Below are 17,548 nucleotides of genomic sequence, written 5' to 3' on the forward strand. Positions count from 1 at the left end.
CTTAGTTGCCTGACATTGTCGCTTTGATTTCGTCCAGTGTGATATTCATAGACTGGATACCGCCGCCAGCAATGTATAGAGGCGCAGAACTCAAATAGATGACCTGGCCGCTTTTCCAAGCGTTGGTTTCTTGAACAAGTGGATTATCAAGGGTCTTTTTCGCGCTATCACCATCTTTGCCAATCGCTGCAAGTCGATCGATCACAATCAAAATGTCAGGGTTTGTGTCTTTCACAAATTCAAAGCTTGCCGCTTCGCCATGCGTTGATTGCTCAACACTCGCTACCGCTTCTTCAAGATCGAGATTTTTGTGAAGCCATCCAAATCGGCCTTGTGCACCATAGGCTGAAATCTTGGGACCGTTGGTCATCAAAATCAGGGCTTTACCCTTGCCTGTGAGAACAGCTTTTACGTCCGCAATTTTGGCGTTAAATTCGTTGGCGAGCGCGGCAGCTTCCGCTTCTTTGCCAAAAATCTCACCATATGCTTCAAGCCGTTCCAGACCTTGTCCAACCGTATCTTCCCAAATGGTCATGTCGATTGCCGGCACTATTTTCGAGAATGCTTCTATGTGTTTTGATGCGCGGCCACCGCTGACGACAAGGTCAGCATTAAGAGCGGCAAGCGCTTCAAAATCGGGCTCAAAGAATGAACCGACAGACGTTCCGTTAGCGATGACATCGTCTAGATAGGGCACAAAATGTGGGCGAACGACACCGGTGACGGTTACACCAAGCGCGTCTAATGTATCAATTGCAGCCACGTCATAAGCAGCAACAATTGAAGGGCTTTTGGAAACTTGGACGTCGCCGGCATATGTTTTGATTGTGACTGTTTGCGCCAAAGCAGGCGTGGCAAAAAGTGCCGCAGCACAGAGAAGTGAGCGTAGCATTTCGATCTCCGCGAGGAATTTTTACAATGTGAATTGTTGCGACACGCCGAGGACTTATCGCAATAGGTGATGGGTGTCTAGTATTAATATGATTATTATAATCATATAAAAAGATACACGCTCAAATTTGCCTTAGAGCTCAACCTACGAAGCGTTTTTTCGCCAGCACGTATGCACCATCGAGCGCACTGCCTTGTGGGGAACAACAAATGTCCTGATATTCCCTCGGCATCCATTTTTGGTAGATTGGTCCAAGCCCGCCAACCAAACAAAACCGTTTCTCTACAATCTCTCGCGCAGGGCCAATCATGTCGCTCAATATGGTTGTCGCTCGGGCAATGATTTGCCGCGCCACAACATCCTGCTCGTCATATGCCGCCACAATCTGTGGTGCCAGCTTTGCAAAATCTGATGCAACTGATTTGCGTGCAAATTCAATCATTTGATGGGGCGAGCCGCCAAAGTTGGCAAGCGTGTTTCGCGTTAAAGGAGAGTGATCGAACAGGCCATCATATGCCTTTATCGTGTCTTTAAGCAGCTCGCGCCCCAACCATGCGCCGCCACATTCATCACCTAATTCAAAACCCCAACCACCAACGCGTTGTAATTTACCAGCCTGTTGCCGCACAAGAAACGAACCGGTCCCCAACATGGCGACAACGCCGTCATGTTCACCCAAGGCTGATGCGACCGTTAGTTCAATATCCGTTGCGACATGTGTTTGCTTTTGCCCCATTGAAGCTCGCAGCTTTTCGAGGTCAGATGGTTTGCTTGCCCCAGCGCCGGCTAATCCGATCAACGCAAAATCCTGCGTGCTCAAATTAAAGTCGCGCCCTGCTGCGGCATAGGTTGCGCGTTTAAGTTCGACCAGATTTTCAATAGTCTGATTGAGGTTGGTGCAAATGTTCGCTGAGCTGCCTTTTGCAACGCCGAGTATCTCGCCGTCTAAGGTGCAAAGCCGTGCGCGTGACCCACTGCCGCCGCCATCAATGAGCAACAAGCATATTTCTTCATTCGCCATTGCCAATTTCACTCGTCTTGTTCAGCGCGGCACGCAAATGACCGCCAACACTATCCAACATCGCTTTGGATTGTTGGGCATCAGCTCCGGTTTCGCAAATCAATATTGCGACTTTTACATCCCAATCGGCAGCTCTAAGCGCGTCCAGAGATTTCGTTTTTGACGCGGAAGTCAATTCACGAACAAGATTTACAGCACGCGCCCGCAGCTTCTCGTTGGTGACATTAAGGTCCACCATGCGATTACCAAAGCATTTCCCAGAGCGAACCATCGCCCCGGTGGAAATCATATTGAGCACCATCTTTTGCGCCGTGCCGGACTTTAACCTTGTTGATCCCGCCAAAATTTCAGGGCCGACCAGCGGTGTAATCGAAATTTGAGAGGCGTCTTCAAGCGGGCTGTCTGCGTTGCAGGATATGCCAACAGTCGTGGCGCCCATTTTGGTTGCATAGTTTAAAGCTGCGATGACGTAGGGTGTGCGCCCAGAAGCAGCAAGACCAATAACCAGATCATTCTCGCTTACGTTTGCGCCTTCGATATCAGAGGCACCGCGTTCCACATCATCTTCAATTCCCTCTTGGGCCTGAAAAATGGCGTCAGTACCGCCCGCAATGATGGCGTGAAAAAGTTCCGGAGGTGCGGAGAATGTCGGTGGAATTTCTGATGCGTCTAATACGCCTAACCGGCCGCTGGTTCCAGCACCTACATAAATAATTCGGCCGCCGGCATTCAGCGAAGATTTCGCCGCTTCTATGGCCATGCCAATGGGTTCAAGCACCTGCTCAACTGCCAAAGCAACTGCCTTATCCTCGGCATTCATCAATTGCGCAATTTCGAGCGCGGACATCTCGTCCAGCCTTTCTGAGCGCGCATTTGTGCCTTCAGAAGTTAAGCCCATTAGGGTGGAAGACAAACGTAATAGATTATCTTCAGCGATTTTGTTATGGTCAGCCGTCATGTTGGAATTATGTATTCCCAATTAGGCGTCGTCAAGAATTTAAAATTCTTTATCCGACTTTTTTTATGATATTGGTGCGAGACGCCAACTAAAGGAAATGCCGACTAAATGCAAAGTGCTCAAAACCTTATCGCAAAGCTGAGCGCAAATCTTGAGGATTTGTCACAGAATGAACGCAGAATTGCCCAGGGGATTTTAGAGGACCCTACGCTGGTGACGACCATGACGTCTCAAACGTTGGCCAAAAGGTGTGGCGTTAGCCAATCGAGTATCATTAAGTTCTGCAAAAAAATCGGCCTGCCCGGCTTCCCAGCCCTCAAAATTGCGTTGAGCGCAGAGATTGCTCGAACACAGGGTGCGGAGCAAATTCATGGTGATATTTTCAGCGACGATCCGCTGAACGCAGTTGCCCAGAAGATGTATAACAGCAAAGTAGCGGCACTTTCTGAAACCCTAAAACTAAACTCACCGGGCGATTTTGGCATCGCGGTCGAGAAACTGATTTCTGCAAATCGCATCATAATATTGGGCGTTGGTGGTTCGGCGCTTGTCAGCAGCGATTTCGCTTCCAAACTCACGAAGTTAGGTAAAGCTGTAATTTCGGGCGGCGACGCCCATGTCCATTTGGCAAATCTTGCGCGCTTTGATGGCGATGATTTGTTGATCCTAATTTCATATTCCGGAAACACCAAAGAATTGCTGGTGGCGGCAGACTATGCCCGACAACACGGCATCCCTATTTTGAACCTAACCGGCCCGAACACCTCCAAGAGCATTGCCAAAAATGAATTGGCGCTCAAATGCGTGGCCAGTGAAAACCTTGTACGGTCATCTTCAATTGCAACCAGAACCGCCCAACTGGCAATTACCGACTTGCTGTTTATTCTGTTCGCTCAAAAAGAAGCAGACATGGCAGGGAAAATTCAAGATAGCCAAGATGTTGTAAACCAGCTTCGATAGAATGACTAAATTATTCACAAGTGCTGATTTAGTGATTTTTTATTATTGACATGAGATTTTGAGAATTTTATATTCCTTAGCAGAGGAATAGGCCCTCATCCAGCGATTAGCTATTTGAACATGACTTTGATCATGTGCATTCGCCGCTGATGTTGGCGCTAAAAATGTTGCTCTTCGAACCTATTCATTGGCCAAACGCCAAAAATGTTTTTCTAGGGAGGGAACAAAATGAACAATCTTAAAAGACTTGCTACATCAGCCGTGCTCGGCGCAGCCACGTTGGCCTATGCAGGCACCGCACTGGCTCAAACACAATTAGATTTCTGGTCATGGCGCCAAGAAGATGTGAAGGCCTACAACCAGATCATCGCAGCTTTTGAGGAACAAAACCCAGATATCAAAGTCACTTTCACGGCCCACGAGGCAACAGCCTACAACACAATCCTAACGACTGCATTGGCGGGCGGCGCTGGCCCAGACATTATGCACACGCGTTCATATGGATCATTGGAGGCAATCGCTGCACCGGGTTACCTGGAGCCGCTGGACGGTCAAATCGATCTGTCTGCACTAAGCGCTAATGAGTTGCTTGGTACAACATTGCGTGCAGACGGACATGTATATGCTGTCCCATTCGCGTCCCAAACAGTACTTGTTTATTACAACAAAGATCTCTTTGAAAAACATGGTGTTGAACTTCCCTCCACTTGGGACGAGTTCAAAGCAGCTGCAGAAACGTTCAAGCAAAACGGCGTAACGCCGCTCGCAAACGGTATTGCAGATGCATGGACTGCTGAAGTTATGTCAGGTGCATTCATGCCAAACTTTTATGGCAAGGAATTCTTTGGTGAAGCAACATCTGGCGCGGCAAATTTTGAAGATGCCCGTTATGTTGGGGCTTTGGAAAAGCTAGCAGAGCTTAAAGCTTACATGCCAGTTGGTTTTGAGGGTGTTGATTATGCGACCATGAAACAACTCTTCACTGCTGGCCAAGCTGCAATGTTTGTTGGTGGTTCTTGGGAAATTCCTGGATTTAAAGATAGCGGCGTAAACTTCGACATCATGGCGGGTCCTTCTGCAACTGCAGGCGGTTCGCGTATGGTTGCGACTTGGCTTGACGGTGGCTATGGCGTGAATGCTTCATCTGAAAGTAAAGATGCTGCACTTAAGTTCATCCAGTTCACAGCCACTCAGCCGTTCGCGCAAATGTTGTCCGATAAATTGGCAAACGTACCAGCTGTCGACGGCGCAAACATTTCTGATCCATTGCTTGCAAAAGTGTCAGCCTTCCATGCTGAAGCTACGCCATACATCATGCTTGTGGCTTTCCGCTTCAACAAACCTACTGGCTCTACATTGTTGCAGAACGGATTGCAGGAACTATTCACTGGCAAAAAGTCTGCAGCCGAAGTTGCTAAAGACATTAGTGATGGCATCAAGAGCGCCGAATAAGCAAATCCCGGCTTAATCTGGCACCCTTTGGGGCTCAACTCCCTGCCCCAAAGGGCCTACAACCGAATAAAATACCTTCATCATACAAATGCAATTCCCCGTATTCAGGACAACAAAATGGCTCAAATTGAACTGCGCGGCGTAGCCAAACAATTTGGTGATGTAAAAGTAATTCATGGTGCTGATCTCGTAATCGAGGGCAACGAATTCGTTGTTTTTGTGGGCCCATCAGGCTGCGGAAAATCCACCCTTCTGCGCCTTTTGTCTGGATTGGAAGAACAGACTTCAGGCGAAATCTATATTGACGGCGAACGGATCGACCATTTACCGCCAGCCAAGCGTGGTTTGGCAATGGTGTTTCAATCTTACGCGCTCTACCCACATATGACTGTTTATGAAAACATGTCTTACGCCTTGCGCGTCGCCAAAAAAAGCAAAGCATTCATCGAAGAAAAGGTAAGAGCCGCAGCGGAAATCTTGCAGCTAACTGAATTGCTGGACCGCAAACCCAAAGCGCTGTCCGGCGGGCAACGTCAACGGGTCGCCATTGGACGGGCCATTGTTCGCGATCCTCGGGTTTTCCTTTTCGACGAACCGCTCTCCAATCTAGATGCGAAGCTTCGCGTTCAGATGCGGATTGAGCTAACAAATTTGCACCAACAACTTAAAACAACGATGATTTACGTCACCCACGATCAAGTGGAAGCCATGACAATGGCAGACAAAATTGTCGTCTTGCGCGCTGGCAACATCGAACAAGTTGGCCCACCCCTTGAACTTTTCAAGAAACCAGCGAACAAATTTGTGGCAGGGTTCATTGGCTCGCCTGCAATGAATTTTTTCCCGGGAAACGTGAAAAAGATTGATGGCGATCAACACCATGTCCGGCTAGCGAACGGCGTGGAGTTTAAATTCAAAGCTGCTTCAGGCTCGCTAAAAGCAAACGACAACGTAAACTTAGGCGTGCGCCCTGAAGATCTATCACCGACGGCATCTGGGGATGGCACGTTTTCTGGTGCCGCTAGTACTGTCGAACGCCTTGGGGCGCAGACTTACATTTACCTCAAGACTGAAGCTGGCGAAGACATCGTCGTGCATCACCTTGGCGATTTAGAAGTTAAGTCCGGCGAAAACATCCAAGTCAGTTTTAAAGTTTCCGAAAGCCATCTATTTGGCCCTGACGAGCAGCGCATTAAGATTGGCGGGTAAATGAATATGGCCAATGTTACTGACATCGATTTCCAGAACGCCATCAAACGGCGCAAAAGACTGCGGCAATTATGGATCGCGTTCTTGCTGTTCCCCGCCGTAGCCATATTAGCGACATTTGTCTTTTTGCCCATGGCGTCAGCGATCTGGTATTCTGTCTATGACTGGGACGGACTTGTCCGTGGCGAATTCGTCGGTCTTGCCAATTTTTCAGAGGTTCTTTTCAACCCGCAAAACAACAAGTTCTTGTTCAACGCATTTTTCAACAACATCAAAGTGTTTGTCACATTGATGATTGTGCAAAACGGATTGGCCTTAGTTTTGGCGCTGCTGCTCGCACGTGAACCTAAGGGATACCGGTTTTATCAAGTCGCCTTTTTCCTCCCCGTAATACTCTCCACTGTGATTATCGGCTTTCAATGGAAATTGTTCCTGAACCCGATATTTGGCCTTGTGAACACGTTCTTGCGCATGGTGCAGCTCGATAGCTGGGCATTGCCTTGGCTTGGACTGCCAGAAACTGCATTGGGCTCCATGCTCATCGTAAATGCGTGGCATTGGGTGGGCTTCCCAACCCTAGTGTTCTTGGCTGCCATTCATCGCATTCCGAAAGACCTAATCGAGGCTGCTCGTTTGGACGGCGCAAACGAATGGAACATTGCGCGCGACATCATTTGGCCCCTTATGGCGCCTGCGGTCACCATCATTGTCGTTTTGACGTTTATCGGTTCGTTCAACTGGTTTGAAATCCCCTATATTATGGGTGGGCTAGAAGGCTCTCCTGCCTATTCCACCGACATGTTGGGCCTATTGTTTTATCGGACGGCCTTTGGCTCGGTTAGCGCAGGTAACTCAGATTTTGGTACCGGTTCTGCACTCGCGGTTCTGATCTTCATTTTCATTTTCACCTTCTCAACCATTGCGACCCGGTACTTGACCAGTCGCGAAGTTGAATTGAGTTAGGGGCGGATCATGATACAGAAAAAGTCAGGCGATTTCGGCACATGGTTGATGCACATATTTTTGGGCTTCAACGCGCTCATCATGCTTTACCCCATCATCATGATGGCGCTATCAGCATTTAAGACCAACAACGAGATATTCTCCGCACCGTTCTCATTGCCAAGCAGTTTTAACCTCGACAATTTCGCGGTCATTTGGAACGAAACTGATGTACCGCGCTATTTCTTGAACTCGACAATTGTAACTGGTGTTTCCGTGTTGTTTTTGTTGGTGATTGGAACGATGGCGGCATACGCGATATCTCGCTATAAGTTTCGTGGCAACATTATGGTTTCGCTTTTCTTTTTAAGCGGCTTAATGCTGCCCTTACGCCTTGCGATCATCCCCCTTTTCATCCAACTCAAAGCGTTAGGATTGGTGGATAATCTCATTGGCCTTATCTGCATTTACACCGCCATGTCATTGCCTGCGACCGTGTTCATTATGACAGGTTTCCTGCGTTCTCTCCCTTCTGAACTTGAAGACAGTGCGCGCATGGATGGCGCTAGCGAATTCCGCATTATGGTTGAAATTATGGTGCCCCTTATCACCCCCGCAATGGTTATTGCTGGCATCTATAATGCGGTCCCTATTTGGAATGATTTCTTCTTCCCGTTGATTTTCATTCAATCACCAGAATGGCGCACAATTGCGCAAGGGCTTACTTCATTCTTTGGCGAATATTCCGTCAATTACGGGGTTCTATATGCGGGTCTAACGCTTGCGGCGTTGCCAATCATGGTGATTTTCATCGTCCAGTCAAAACGCTTCATTGCTGGCATGACTGCCGGCGCGATCAAATAGCGGTCGGATGCTGGATGACCTCGATAAGCTCGTGCAAAAGGCTATCGCCGAGAAGACTTTCCCGGCGATTGAGATCTTGGTGGCCAAAGGCAGATACCCGATAGCGCACGGGGTGTGGGGCAACCCGGCGAATGATGGCAACGCGCTAAAATTTGACTCTATTTTCGACATCGCATCCATCACTAAACCCATGGCAACCGCAACTCTTCTTCGCCACATGACAAAAAATGGCGCTGTATCCTTGGATGATAGATTGTCCCGCTATTTTCCTGAATTTGTTGGAGACGACAAAGAATCCATCACGCTTCGTCAGCTCGCATTTCATACATCAGGCCTTCCCGCAGATATGCCTTTGGCCAAAATGACAAATGACCCAGTTGCCGCCCGACAACTCCTGATGAATGCGACGCCAATCCAAAGGCCAGGCATCCAAATGGTATATTCCTGTATTGGCTACATATTGCTGGGCTATGTCATCGAGCACGTTTTGAAGATGCCCCTTGATCGCGCTTTCAAACAGTGTGTTGCTGCCCCAATGAACCTAACAGATACGCAATTTGCGCCGTCAAAAAAAGGTATGGACGCTCCCCTTTTTGTACCGACAACAAATCAGCATTCGTCGGCCGGTGTTGTGCATGACAGCACTGCTCGCGTGCTTGGTGGTAGGGTAGGAAATGCAGGACTTTTTTCTACAGCACACGACTTGCACAAGTTTGCAGTTTCGTTGCTCAACGAACAAGACCCACGTTCATTCGAAAATGGCAATGCGCACCCGCTCGCGGCACGAACGTTAGGCTGGGAACTCAAAACCTCAAAGGATGATGATTGTAGTTGCGGCCCCGAATTTCCCATTGGCTCAATTGGACACACTGGGTTCACGGGCACATCGCTTTGGATTGAACCCAAGTCAAAACTCATTGTGATCGCATTGAGCAACCGAACATTCTTTTCTCATCGTGAAAATATTCCCAAGATGAAGCAGTTCAGATCACAGCTACATGGCCTTGTCGCCAGACACGAACTTTGTACACTTGGCACTCACAACAATGAACATGACCAACCTTTTCTTGCGTGGGCTAAAAAGTGAATAATCAAGAATTGATCAAACAGCTTAGAAATGTCGTTGGAAAACGTCATGTTTTAACCAGCAAAGCTTCGACCCGTCGCTTTGTGACCGGCTTTAGATCTGGAAAAGGCCAAGCAATTGCTGTCGTGCGCCCCGGTTCCCTTGTGGAAATGTGGAATGCGTTGAAACTGTGTGTCGAAAATGGAAAGGCGGTCATTTTTCAAGCTGCCAACACTGGACTAACTGGCGGGTCAACGCCCGATGGGCAGTATGAGCGCGATGTGGTGCTAATCAACACGCAAAGAATCCGGACAATTCACACATTGAACAATGGCGAGCAAATTCTAGCCCTGCCCGGCGCTTCGTTGTTTGAGCTAGAGAAATTGCTAAAACCATTGGACCGGCAACCGCATTCAGTTATCGGTTCATCTTGCATCGGCGCATCAATTATTGGCGGGGTGTGCAACAATTCCGGCGGCGCATTGGTCGAACGTGGACCGGCTTATACCGAGATGAGCCTATACGCACAAGTGAATGAGAACGGCACTTTGGAATTGGTCAATCAACTTGGCATCGACTTGGGTTGCAGCCCCGAAGAAGTACTATCAAATGCCGAAACGGGCAACTTTTCCAACACCGTCCTGCCAAGCAATAAAAACGCTTCTGACACCAAATATCCTGAAATCGTTCGCGACATTTCCGCGCCAACTCCCTCGCGTTTCAACGCCGACAAACGATGCCTGCACGAAAGTTCGGGTTGCGGCGGCAAACTCGCCGTGTTTGCCGTGAGGTTGGACACATTTCAGAACTACAAGCGTCAAAAAACGTTCTATGTCGGCACGAACGACCCGGCAGACCTTTCAAATCTTCGCCAGTCAATCCTTTCCGAATTCAAATACCTCCCAGTCAGCGCCGAATATATGCATCGGGATTGTTTTGACGTCGCTCAAAAGTACGGCAAGGACACGGTGGTGATGATCGACAAGCTGGGCACCGACAAATTGCCCACATTTTTTGCCTTAAAAGGCGCGATCGACTCTCGGCTCAACAAGTTGCCTATTGCACGCGGCTTCACGGACAAGTTTATGCAAACGCTCAGTGGGTTATGGGGTAATGTGATGCCAAGGAGATTGGCAAAGTTCCGTGATCAATTTGAACATCACCTTATCCTCAAAATGGCTGACGCTGGAATAGACGAAGCTGCACAACGTTTACCCGAAATTCTCTCTGGCAAAGACGCGGCCTTTTTCGAATGCGGGGAACGAGAAGCTCAGCTAGCCAGCTTAAATCGGTTCGCAGCTGCGGGCGCAGCCATTCGATATGCTGCAGTTCATCGGGAAGAGGTCGAAGACGTGTTGGCATTGGACATCGCGCTACCCCGAAACATGTCAGATTGGTTTGAAAAGCTTCCGGCAGAAATCGCTGACAAACTTCATCACCGTCTCTATTACGGTCATTTCATGTGCCATGTGCTGCACCAAGACTATATTGTCAAAAAAGGCGAAGACCCGGCTGCGATCAAAGAAGCAATGCTTGCACTCTTAGATGAACGGGGCGCTGAATACCCCGCCGAACACAATGTCGGCCACCAATATGTTGCGAAGCCTGATCTTGCCGAGTTTTACAAAAAAATTGACCCAACCAACACACTTAATCCCGGCATAGGCAAAATGTCGAAACGCAAGAACTATGCTTCTTCAGACTGAAATTGTCGGCATATGAGCAAAAAAAAGGGCGCCCGGTTGAGGCACCCTTTTCCAATGGATGTGGAACTTAGGCTGCGGCGACTTCGTCAAGGAATTTATCAACGGTTCCTTTTAGCACATGAGACTGTTTTGAAACATCTTCTGACGCCGTGAGAACTTGTTCTGCGCCCGCGTTGGTTTCACTCACAGAGGCCGATACGACATCTAGGGAGCCAACAACTTGTTTTGTGCCATCAGCCGCTTGAGAAACAGCCTGGGCAATTTCGGCGGTGGCCGCGCCCTGCTCTTCTGCAGCAGTGGCAATGGAGGCTGTGAATGAATTTACTTCAGCCATGGTGCGCACAATTTCTTGAATTGCAGATACCGCATCCCCGGTGGATTCTTGTATATCGGCAATTTGGTTTGATATCTCGACCGTAGCGGTCGCGGTTTGATTGGCCAAAGACTTAACCTCTGTGGCAACAACCGCAAATCCTTTGCCCGCCTCTCCCGCACGCGCTGCTTCAATGGAAGTGTTCAGCGCCAGGAGGTTGGTTTGCTCAGCAATATCCTGAATGAGCGAGATCACATCGCCGATCTTTTGCGCCGCGGATGCGAGATTTTCGACCTTCTCATTGGACGCATTGGCCGCGGTGTTTGCTTCGCTTACCAGCACGTTTGTTTTGGATACTTGACGAGAGATTTCTTCGATAGAGGCCGCAAGTTCTTCCGCCGCAGCTGCAACAGCCTGAACATTTTCCGATGCCATCTGCGATGCACCGGCGGCGTCGTTCGTTTGAGTTGAAGTGCTATTAGCGATTGTTGTCAAGGAGTTAGCCGTTGCACTCATTTCAGAAGTATTGTTGGCAACAACATCCAATGTCGCTGTAACCGAACCTCTAAACTGAGCGATCAGCTCTTCGATGGTTGTCTGGCGTGCATTTCTGGACATCGCTTCGGCCGCACTTTCTTTTTCCAATCGCGCGCGTTCAATGCCATTTTGCTTAAACACTTCAACAGCGCGTGCCATGTTGCCGATTTCGTCGCTCCGGTCGCGTGCAGGAATTTCTACCGACATGTCCCCATCTGCAACAACCTTCATGGTCTCTGTCATTTTTACGATTGGCCCTGAAATCGCGCGGCCTGTTACAAAGGCCAACAACGCGCCCAATATCAAAGCAAGGACGGAAACAATTGCTGTTGTCACAACCGTCGTATTAATTTCCTGCGTTGCCCGTGGACCAAGTTCGTCCTGCAATGACTTGTTTTCAAGCTTAAGGTGCTCCATTTCGGCGGCGACAGCGGGTCCAATTTTGTCCAACGTATTTTGGATGATGTCGTTCCGCTCGTTTATGATCGCAACCGTCTTATCAAAAGTTGTTTCATATATTTGTGCAGCCTCGAGTACAGCATTTGCAAGTTTGCGCCTTGTCGGGTTTTGCAGCTCAGCCAACATGGATTGCGCCAAACGTTTGAACTCAGCCAGCTCCAACTTCGCACGCTCCGCACTCGCTGCAGTGTTGTCGACCAAGAACCGATTTGCATAAAGGCGCGCTAACAGCAAGCTGCGCAGGTCCACGCCCGCCAAATAACTGGCGGTGGCATCTGAGTCAGAAAACGCGCTTTTCATAATTGCAGACAAGTCTTTTTCGGCTTGTGGGCCAACAAGGTTCATTTGATCGACCAGTGCATTGCGCTGTCGCACCAGTTCGGTTACCTCAACAAAGGCGTTCTGATAGGTCACAACTTGATTGTATTCCTCCGCCATTGCAGCAAGTGCTTCTTCGCGGGTGAACAGGCTTGTCCCCTCAGTAATTAAGTTTTCTGTAGCGATCAGCCGATCCTGCACTTTTTTCGCCGCTTCTTCGGAGTTTTTCAAAATGAAGTCTTTTGCATTCAGTCGTGCGGTCAAAAGATTTGCCTGAATGCGGCCTAACTGGTTCGTTTGCAGGGCATAGCTGCGATATTGCTTAAAATTCTCGTTCGCACCTGAAAGTCCAAAATATCCGAACGCTGCGACGATCACCAAAAAGACTAAAATCGTTGCCGACCCCAATCCAATTTTAACCCCCACACGCATGTTTTTGAGTGGGTTGTTGAAACCGCCACCTGTCTTTTGTTCCGTATTTTTCATGATCGACAGCTTTCTAAAATGGAAAAATCAAAAATTTTGGATGTGCGTTTTGGTGCGCAAAACGGCCATCAACGCTTCAATATACTTTTGTGGACTAAACCCATCAGATTGATGTGATCGGCCACCAACATAAACATATGGATTTCGGTCATAAGCCTGGCCGATTACCCTGCAATATGTTTGAGGGTTTTAGGTTAAGCCCCAGTAACGGATAATGTGGGTGGAAATACCTAGTGAGTGAAAGGTGTTTGTTTCCAAGGGCGTACTGACGGTTGAAGTGAAATATCATCAGTACAAGCGGCAATTGCGTCGCAACTTAGCACATAACGCGGCTATTTCACCAAACGGCCGCCAAGCAATGGTCTTGGCGCGCCGGTTGTCGTAGGAAAACTGATCGGCAGCCCGCGCAAAGTTCGAACGGCCAGCAGCGCGAAACATTCAGCTTCCACTGCATCACCACGCCATCCGTGGTCTTCTGCGAACTCAACCATGCAGCCGGTTCGGTCCCTAAGCGCTTTCATCATAGCCGGGTTTTTGCGCCCGCCACCGCAAACCACCAATCGCGTTGGGCGCGACGGTAAAAGGTTAAGCGCTTTATCCACAGCACCGGCTGTAAATGCAGCTAGGGTTGCGGCACCATCCGCATCACTTAGTCCATCTGCCATTTCAGTACCAAAATCAAAACGGTCAAGCGACTTCGGATAGGCTGCGTTTAAATAGGGATGCTGAAGCAACTGGTTGAGCCTTTGCTCATCAACATGTCCGGAAAGAGCCAATGCCCCGTCCAAATCCATCTCCCCAAGACCCCGAGCTTTCATAAAATCGTTTGTGGGTGCATTTGCTGGGCCAGTATCAAAAGCAATCAGCTGGTCAGCGCCGTCCGTCCAAGAGATATTGGCAACCCCGCCCAAATTTAAAACGGCGACATCTCCACTTGCATTGATGCCGCGCAGCAATGCTGAGTGATAAATCGCAGAAAGTGGAGCGCCCTGCCCACCCGCTTTCATGTCAGCTGTGCGGAAATCATAGACGATTGGTAGCCCAAGCGCTCCATGCATTCGCGCGCCATCGCCGAGCTGCCTGGTTTGCCCTAAACGGTCTGGTTGCGGTGCCCTGTGGAGCACGGTTTGGCCATGAAATCCAACAGCCCCAATCTCTGACATTTGCATGCCTGCATTTTCGACTTGCTCTCGAACGGCTTCAGATTGAGCGTCGGTCAGCATCGCCTCTACTTTGGCGAAAATTTCCGGCTCCGCACCTTCAAAGTTCCAGTCGCGCGCCTCGGCGAGTGCTTGGGCAAGCAACATGTTGATCTCATCTGCATAAGGCGCCAACGTATAAGGGCCAAACTCGGCAACATCTTCGCCATCCGTGCGGATTAAGGCCACATCGATATTGCCGTCCAGCACTGTGCCAGTCATCAGGCCTACGGACCAAATTGAAGACATATTGTATTCCTTATGAGCCAGTTATGAGATCGCCGACCGAGCGGCGCAATTGCGCAATGTCAGAGTTAAAATGCCGAGTTGGGTGAATGCGATTGGTCAGTAATGTCCAACTCAGCCCAGCATCAAAATCAACCCATAAGCCGGTGCCGGTAAAACCTGTATGACCAATTACATTTGGTGAACATTTGTCCCCACCAGACCAACCGATATGCGCGCGTTCAAAACCATGTGCGCATGTTTCAGACAATGGAGACCGCATCAATTTCACAGCCGGACTATCAACGTTGTTCAGAAGCCCTGCCGCGAAATCGAGCACCGCATCGGCTGTGCCGAACAGGCCAGCATGACCTGCGCCTTCTAATGCGTAACAATTATCGTCATGGACCTCGCCGCACATTACTTTGTGTCGCCAAGTACAGTCCTCAGTTGCCGCGCTTTTCGCTGGATCAGCTTTGAAAGCAAACCCGGATGGTGGTTCTATTTCACGAATAGCGCATCCATAAAGGCGCTCCAAGGCAAATCCAAGCAAGATGAAATTGATGTCTGAGTAAACCGGCGATCCATGCCGCCACTCCCGTTGCAATATGAAGCTGCGCAGCAAATCAGGGTCGCGACCATAGGTGTAAATAGGCTCGACCGCCGGAAATGGCGTTTGATGACCCAAACATTGGCGAAATGTCACCTTTCGTTCCCACGCATTTGCGTCATACTGCCGGAGGTCGGGCAATAGGCTGGTCAATGGTGCGTCCAAATCCACATGACCATCAATCGCCAGCGAGATAATTTTTGGCGTTGTAAAAATCACCTTGGTTAGGGAAGCCAAGTCAAACCAGGTGTCGGCCTTCATTGAACGTTCAATTGGCACAGTTTGCGCCCGACCTTCAAAGTGGATAGCTCGATTGCCATCTGCACCCACCACACCCAAAACGGCCCCAGGAATTCGCCCCGATTGGATCGCATCCGAAACCGGCCTAAACGCGTTTTCAACGATCCCTGCAACGCTCGTCATTACGCAAAGAGGTGACATGCCACCTGCCCTTTTTGACCAACATCTCCGACGCCCAGTTCAGGTCGAATTGACGAGCATATATCCATCACATTGGGACAACGGGTGTGAAAAGCACATCCCGTAGGCGGATTGGAAGGGTCAGGCACTTCGCCACCCAAGTTGGTTCGGCTGCGCTTCTCGCCTACTCGCGGAATGGCGGACAAAAGCGACTTTGTGTAGGGATGTTGAGGGTTCGCCATCACTTCTTCAGTTTCACCCAATTCAACAATGCGCCCTAAATACATGATCGCAATCCGATCACTCACATGCCGAATCACCGAGAGATCATGGCTGATGAAAATGATCGATAGGCCGAGGCGTTTTTGCAAGCTTGCGATCAAGTTGATGATTTGGCTTTGAATGGACACATCCAGCGCTGAAACGGCTTCGTCCGCAACAATCAGTTTTGGGTCGAGCGCCAGAGCGCGAGCAATAGCGATCCGCTGCCGTTGTCCACCGGAGAATTCATGCGGAAATCGATCAATGGAGTTTTGCGGCAAGCCGACAATATCCAATAGTTCTTTGACCTTCTCTAATCGTTCTGCACGCGTACCGATTTTATGAACATCGAGCGGCTCGCCGATCAGTTTACCTACTTTATGGCGCGGGTTGAGGGAGCCGAACGGGTCTTGAAATATGATTTGCAAGTCACGGCGGATGTCTTTGAGTTCTTTACGGCTAATCCCAACAATATCTCGCCCTTCAACAACAACTTCACCTGCACTTGGCTCGATCAGTCGCAGAATAGAACGCCCTAAGGTGGATTTCCCGCACCCAGATTCGCCGACAACACCCAGCACTTCACCGTCTGCCACGTTGAACGACACGTCGGACACAGCTTGCACGGTCGCGCCCTTTGGGCCTGAAAATGTTTTTGATAGGTTTTTGACTTCAAGCAAGGCCATTAAACGGGGTTCCAGCAGCGCAATTTATGGGTTTCGTGGGTGAGTTCGGGCATCGCTGTTTTGCAAACGTCGATTGCTGCCGTGCATCTCGGGTGAAACGCACAACCCGTTGGCCGCGCACCGGGCGGTGGCACGGTGCCGGGTATTGCAGGCAAGTCGGTGCCGGGCGGGTTCGCCGCGGGAATGGTTTTCAACAATGCTTCTGTGTATCGATGCCGCGGTTGAGCAAAAAGTTGATCGGCAGGCGCTTCTTCAACCACCCGACCGCCATACATAACAGCAACCCGCGCACAATATTGCGAAACGACGCCCAGATCATGGGTGATCAGCAGAACCGCCATGCCCAATTCACGACGCAGATCTTCGATCAGTTCTAAGATTTGCGCTTGTACCGTGACATCAAGGGCAGTCGTGGGTTCATCCGCAATCAACAATTCCGGATCACATGCCAATGCAATGGCGATCATCGCACGTTGCCTTTGTCCGCCTGACATTTGGTGCGGAAATTTCATCGCCGCCTGCTCTGGCGCAGGAATGCCGACGCGCTCCAATAGCTCGATTGTGCGTTTTGCTGCCGCCTCTTTATCGGTCCCGCGATGCAGCAAAATTACCTCGGCGATTTGGTCGCCAATGGTAAAAACCGGGTTGAGCGAGGTCATAGGTTCTTGAAAAATCATGGCAATTCGGTTGCCGCGTAATGCTTCTAGTTCCGTTTCGGACTTGGACAAAATGTCCTCACCCGCAAATCGAATGGCACCTTTTCGAATATACATTGGTGGTTCATCCAGCAGCCGCGCGATCGCCAAAGCCGTAACGGATTTGCCGCAACCAGATTCGCCAACCAAACCAAGCATTTCGCCCGGATTAACGGAAAGGGACACGCCTTCAATTACGGGTCGGGAGCCAATGTCGATGCAAAGATCGTCAATGGTTAGAAGCGGTGCTTGAGCCAAACTCATCTCCC

15 protein-coding genes are annotated in these 17,548 nt (G+C 49.6%); 7 read left to right on the forward strand and 8 right to left on the reverse strand.

Annotation, left to right across the window (positions count from 1 at the left end; genetic code table 11):
* Position 1: 1 nt before the first annotated feature.
* The 3 genes from AC2D8L_RS07755 to murQ form a co-directional block, all read right to left on the reverse strand.
* Positions 2–892: a siderophore ABC transporter substrate-binding protein gene (locus AC2D8L_RS07755; RefSeq protein ID WP_484684867.1), complete on the reverse strand. Its 891-nt coding sequence runs from the start codon at positions 890–892 to the stop codon at positions 2–4.
* Between the two features lie 139 nt (positions 893–1,031).
* Complete coding sequence (locus AC2D8L_RS07760) at positions 1,032–1,913, reverse strand: glucosamine kinase nucleotide-binding domain-containing protein (protein ID WP_484684868.1); 882 nt, start codon at positions 1,911–1,913, stop codon at positions 1,032–1,034.
* On the reverse strand, positions 1,903–2,871 hold the full coding sequence (murQ, locus tag AC2D8L_RS07765; RefSeq protein ID WP_484684869.1) for an N-acetylmuramic acid 6-phosphate etherase: 969 nt from the start codon (positions 2,869–2,871) through the stop codon (positions 1,903–1,905). The genes AC2D8L_RS07760 and murQ overlap by 11 nt, the downstream gene beginning before the upstream one ends.
* A 108-nt stretch (positions 2,872–2,979) precedes the next feature.
* Here murQ and AC2D8L_RS07770 point away from each other — a divergent pair, with 108 nt between their 5' ends.
* The 7 genes from AC2D8L_RS07770 to dld all read left to right on the forward strand — a co-directional run bounded on the left by AC2D8L_RS07770 (position 2,980) and on the right by dld (position 11,070).
* A complete protein-coding gene (locus tag AC2D8L_RS07770) occupies positions 2,980–3,831 on the forward strand; it encodes a MurR/RpiR family transcriptional regulator (protein ID WP_484684870.1) in 852 nt (283 codons plus the stop codon).
* A 228-nt stretch (positions 3,832–4,059) separates the two neighbouring features.
* A complete protein-coding gene (locus AC2D8L_RS07775; protein WP_484684871.1) occupies positions 4,060–5,283 on the forward strand; it encodes an extracellular solute-binding protein in 1,224 nt (407 codons plus the stop codon).
* 117 nt (positions 5,284–5,400) lie between these two features.
* Positions 5,401–6,492 carry an ABC transporter ATP-binding protein gene (locus AC2D8L_RS07780; protein WP_484684872.1) on the forward strand — a complete coding sequence of 364 codons (1,092 nt, stop codon included), beginning with the start codon at positions 5,401–5,403 and terminating at the stop codon, positions 6,490–6,492.
* Positions 6,493–7,455 carry a carbohydrate ABC transporter permease gene (locus tag AC2D8L_RS07785; RefSeq protein WP_484684873.1) on the forward strand — a complete coding sequence of 321 codons (963 nt, stop codon included), beginning with the start codon at positions 6,493–6,495 and terminating at the stop codon, positions 7,453–7,455.
* A gap of 9 nt (positions 7,456–7,464) precedes the next feature.
* Positions 7,465–8,298 carry a carbohydrate ABC transporter permease gene (locus tag AC2D8L_RS07790; RefSeq protein WP_484684874.1) on the forward strand — a complete coding sequence of 278 codons (834 nt, stop codon included), beginning with the start codon at positions 7,465–7,467 and terminating at the stop codon, positions 8,296–8,298.
* A gap of 7 nt (positions 8,299–8,305) precedes the next feature.
* Positions 8,306–9,385 (forward strand): serine hydrolase domain-containing protein, encoded by a 1,080-nt coding sequence (locus tag AC2D8L_RS07795; protein WP_484684875.1) that lies wholly within the window; start codon positions 8,306–8,308, stop codon positions 9,383–9,385.
* Entirely contained in the window at positions 9,382–11,070 is a 1,689-nt protein-coding gene (gene dld, locus AC2D8L_RS07800; RefSeq protein ID WP_484684876.1) for a D-lactate dehydrogenase, read from the forward strand. Before AC2D8L_RS07795 ends, dld begins: the two co-directional genes overlap by 4 nt.
* A gap of 67 nt (positions 11,071–11,137) precedes the next feature.
* Here dld and AC2D8L_RS07805 read toward each other — a convergent pair whose 3' ends face one another.
* The 5 genes from AC2D8L_RS07805 to AC2D8L_RS07825 form a co-directional block, all read right to left on the reverse strand.
* Positions 11,138–13,183, reverse strand: a complete 2,046-nt coding sequence (locus tag AC2D8L_RS07805) for a HAMP domain-containing methyl-accepting chemotaxis protein (RefSeq protein WP_484684877.1) — start codon at positions 13,181–13,183, stop codon at positions 11,138–11,140.
* 332 nt (positions 13,184–13,515) lie between these two features.
* A complete protein-coding gene (locus tag AC2D8L_RS07810; protein WP_484684878.1) occupies positions 13,516–14,631 on the reverse strand; it encodes an anhydro-N-acetylmuramic acid kinase in 1,116 nt (371 codons plus the stop codon).
* Positions 14,632–14,641: 10 nt separating this feature from the next.
* Positions 14,642–15,658, reverse strand: coding sequence for a serine hydrolase domain-containing protein (locus tag AC2D8L_RS07815; protein WP_484684879.1), 1,017 nt, complete (start codon positions 15,656–15,658; stop codon positions 14,642–14,644).
* On the reverse strand, positions 15,640–16,584 hold the full coding sequence (locus AC2D8L_RS07820; RefSeq protein ID WP_484684880.1) for an ABC transporter ATP-binding protein: 945 nt from the start codon (positions 16,582–16,584) through the stop codon (positions 15,640–15,642). The genes AC2D8L_RS07815 and AC2D8L_RS07820 overlap by 19 nt, the downstream gene beginning before the upstream one ends.
* Entirely contained in the window at positions 16,584–17,543 is a 960-nt protein-coding gene (locus AC2D8L_RS07825; RefSeq protein WP_484684881.1) for an ABC transporter ATP-binding protein, read from the reverse strand. The genes AC2D8L_RS07820 and AC2D8L_RS07825 overlap by 1 nt, the downstream gene beginning before the upstream one ends.
* Between the last annotated feature and the right edge of the window lie 5 nt (positions 17,544–17,548).

It is taken from the genome of Maritalea sp. YIW29 (genome assembly GCF_057219265.1).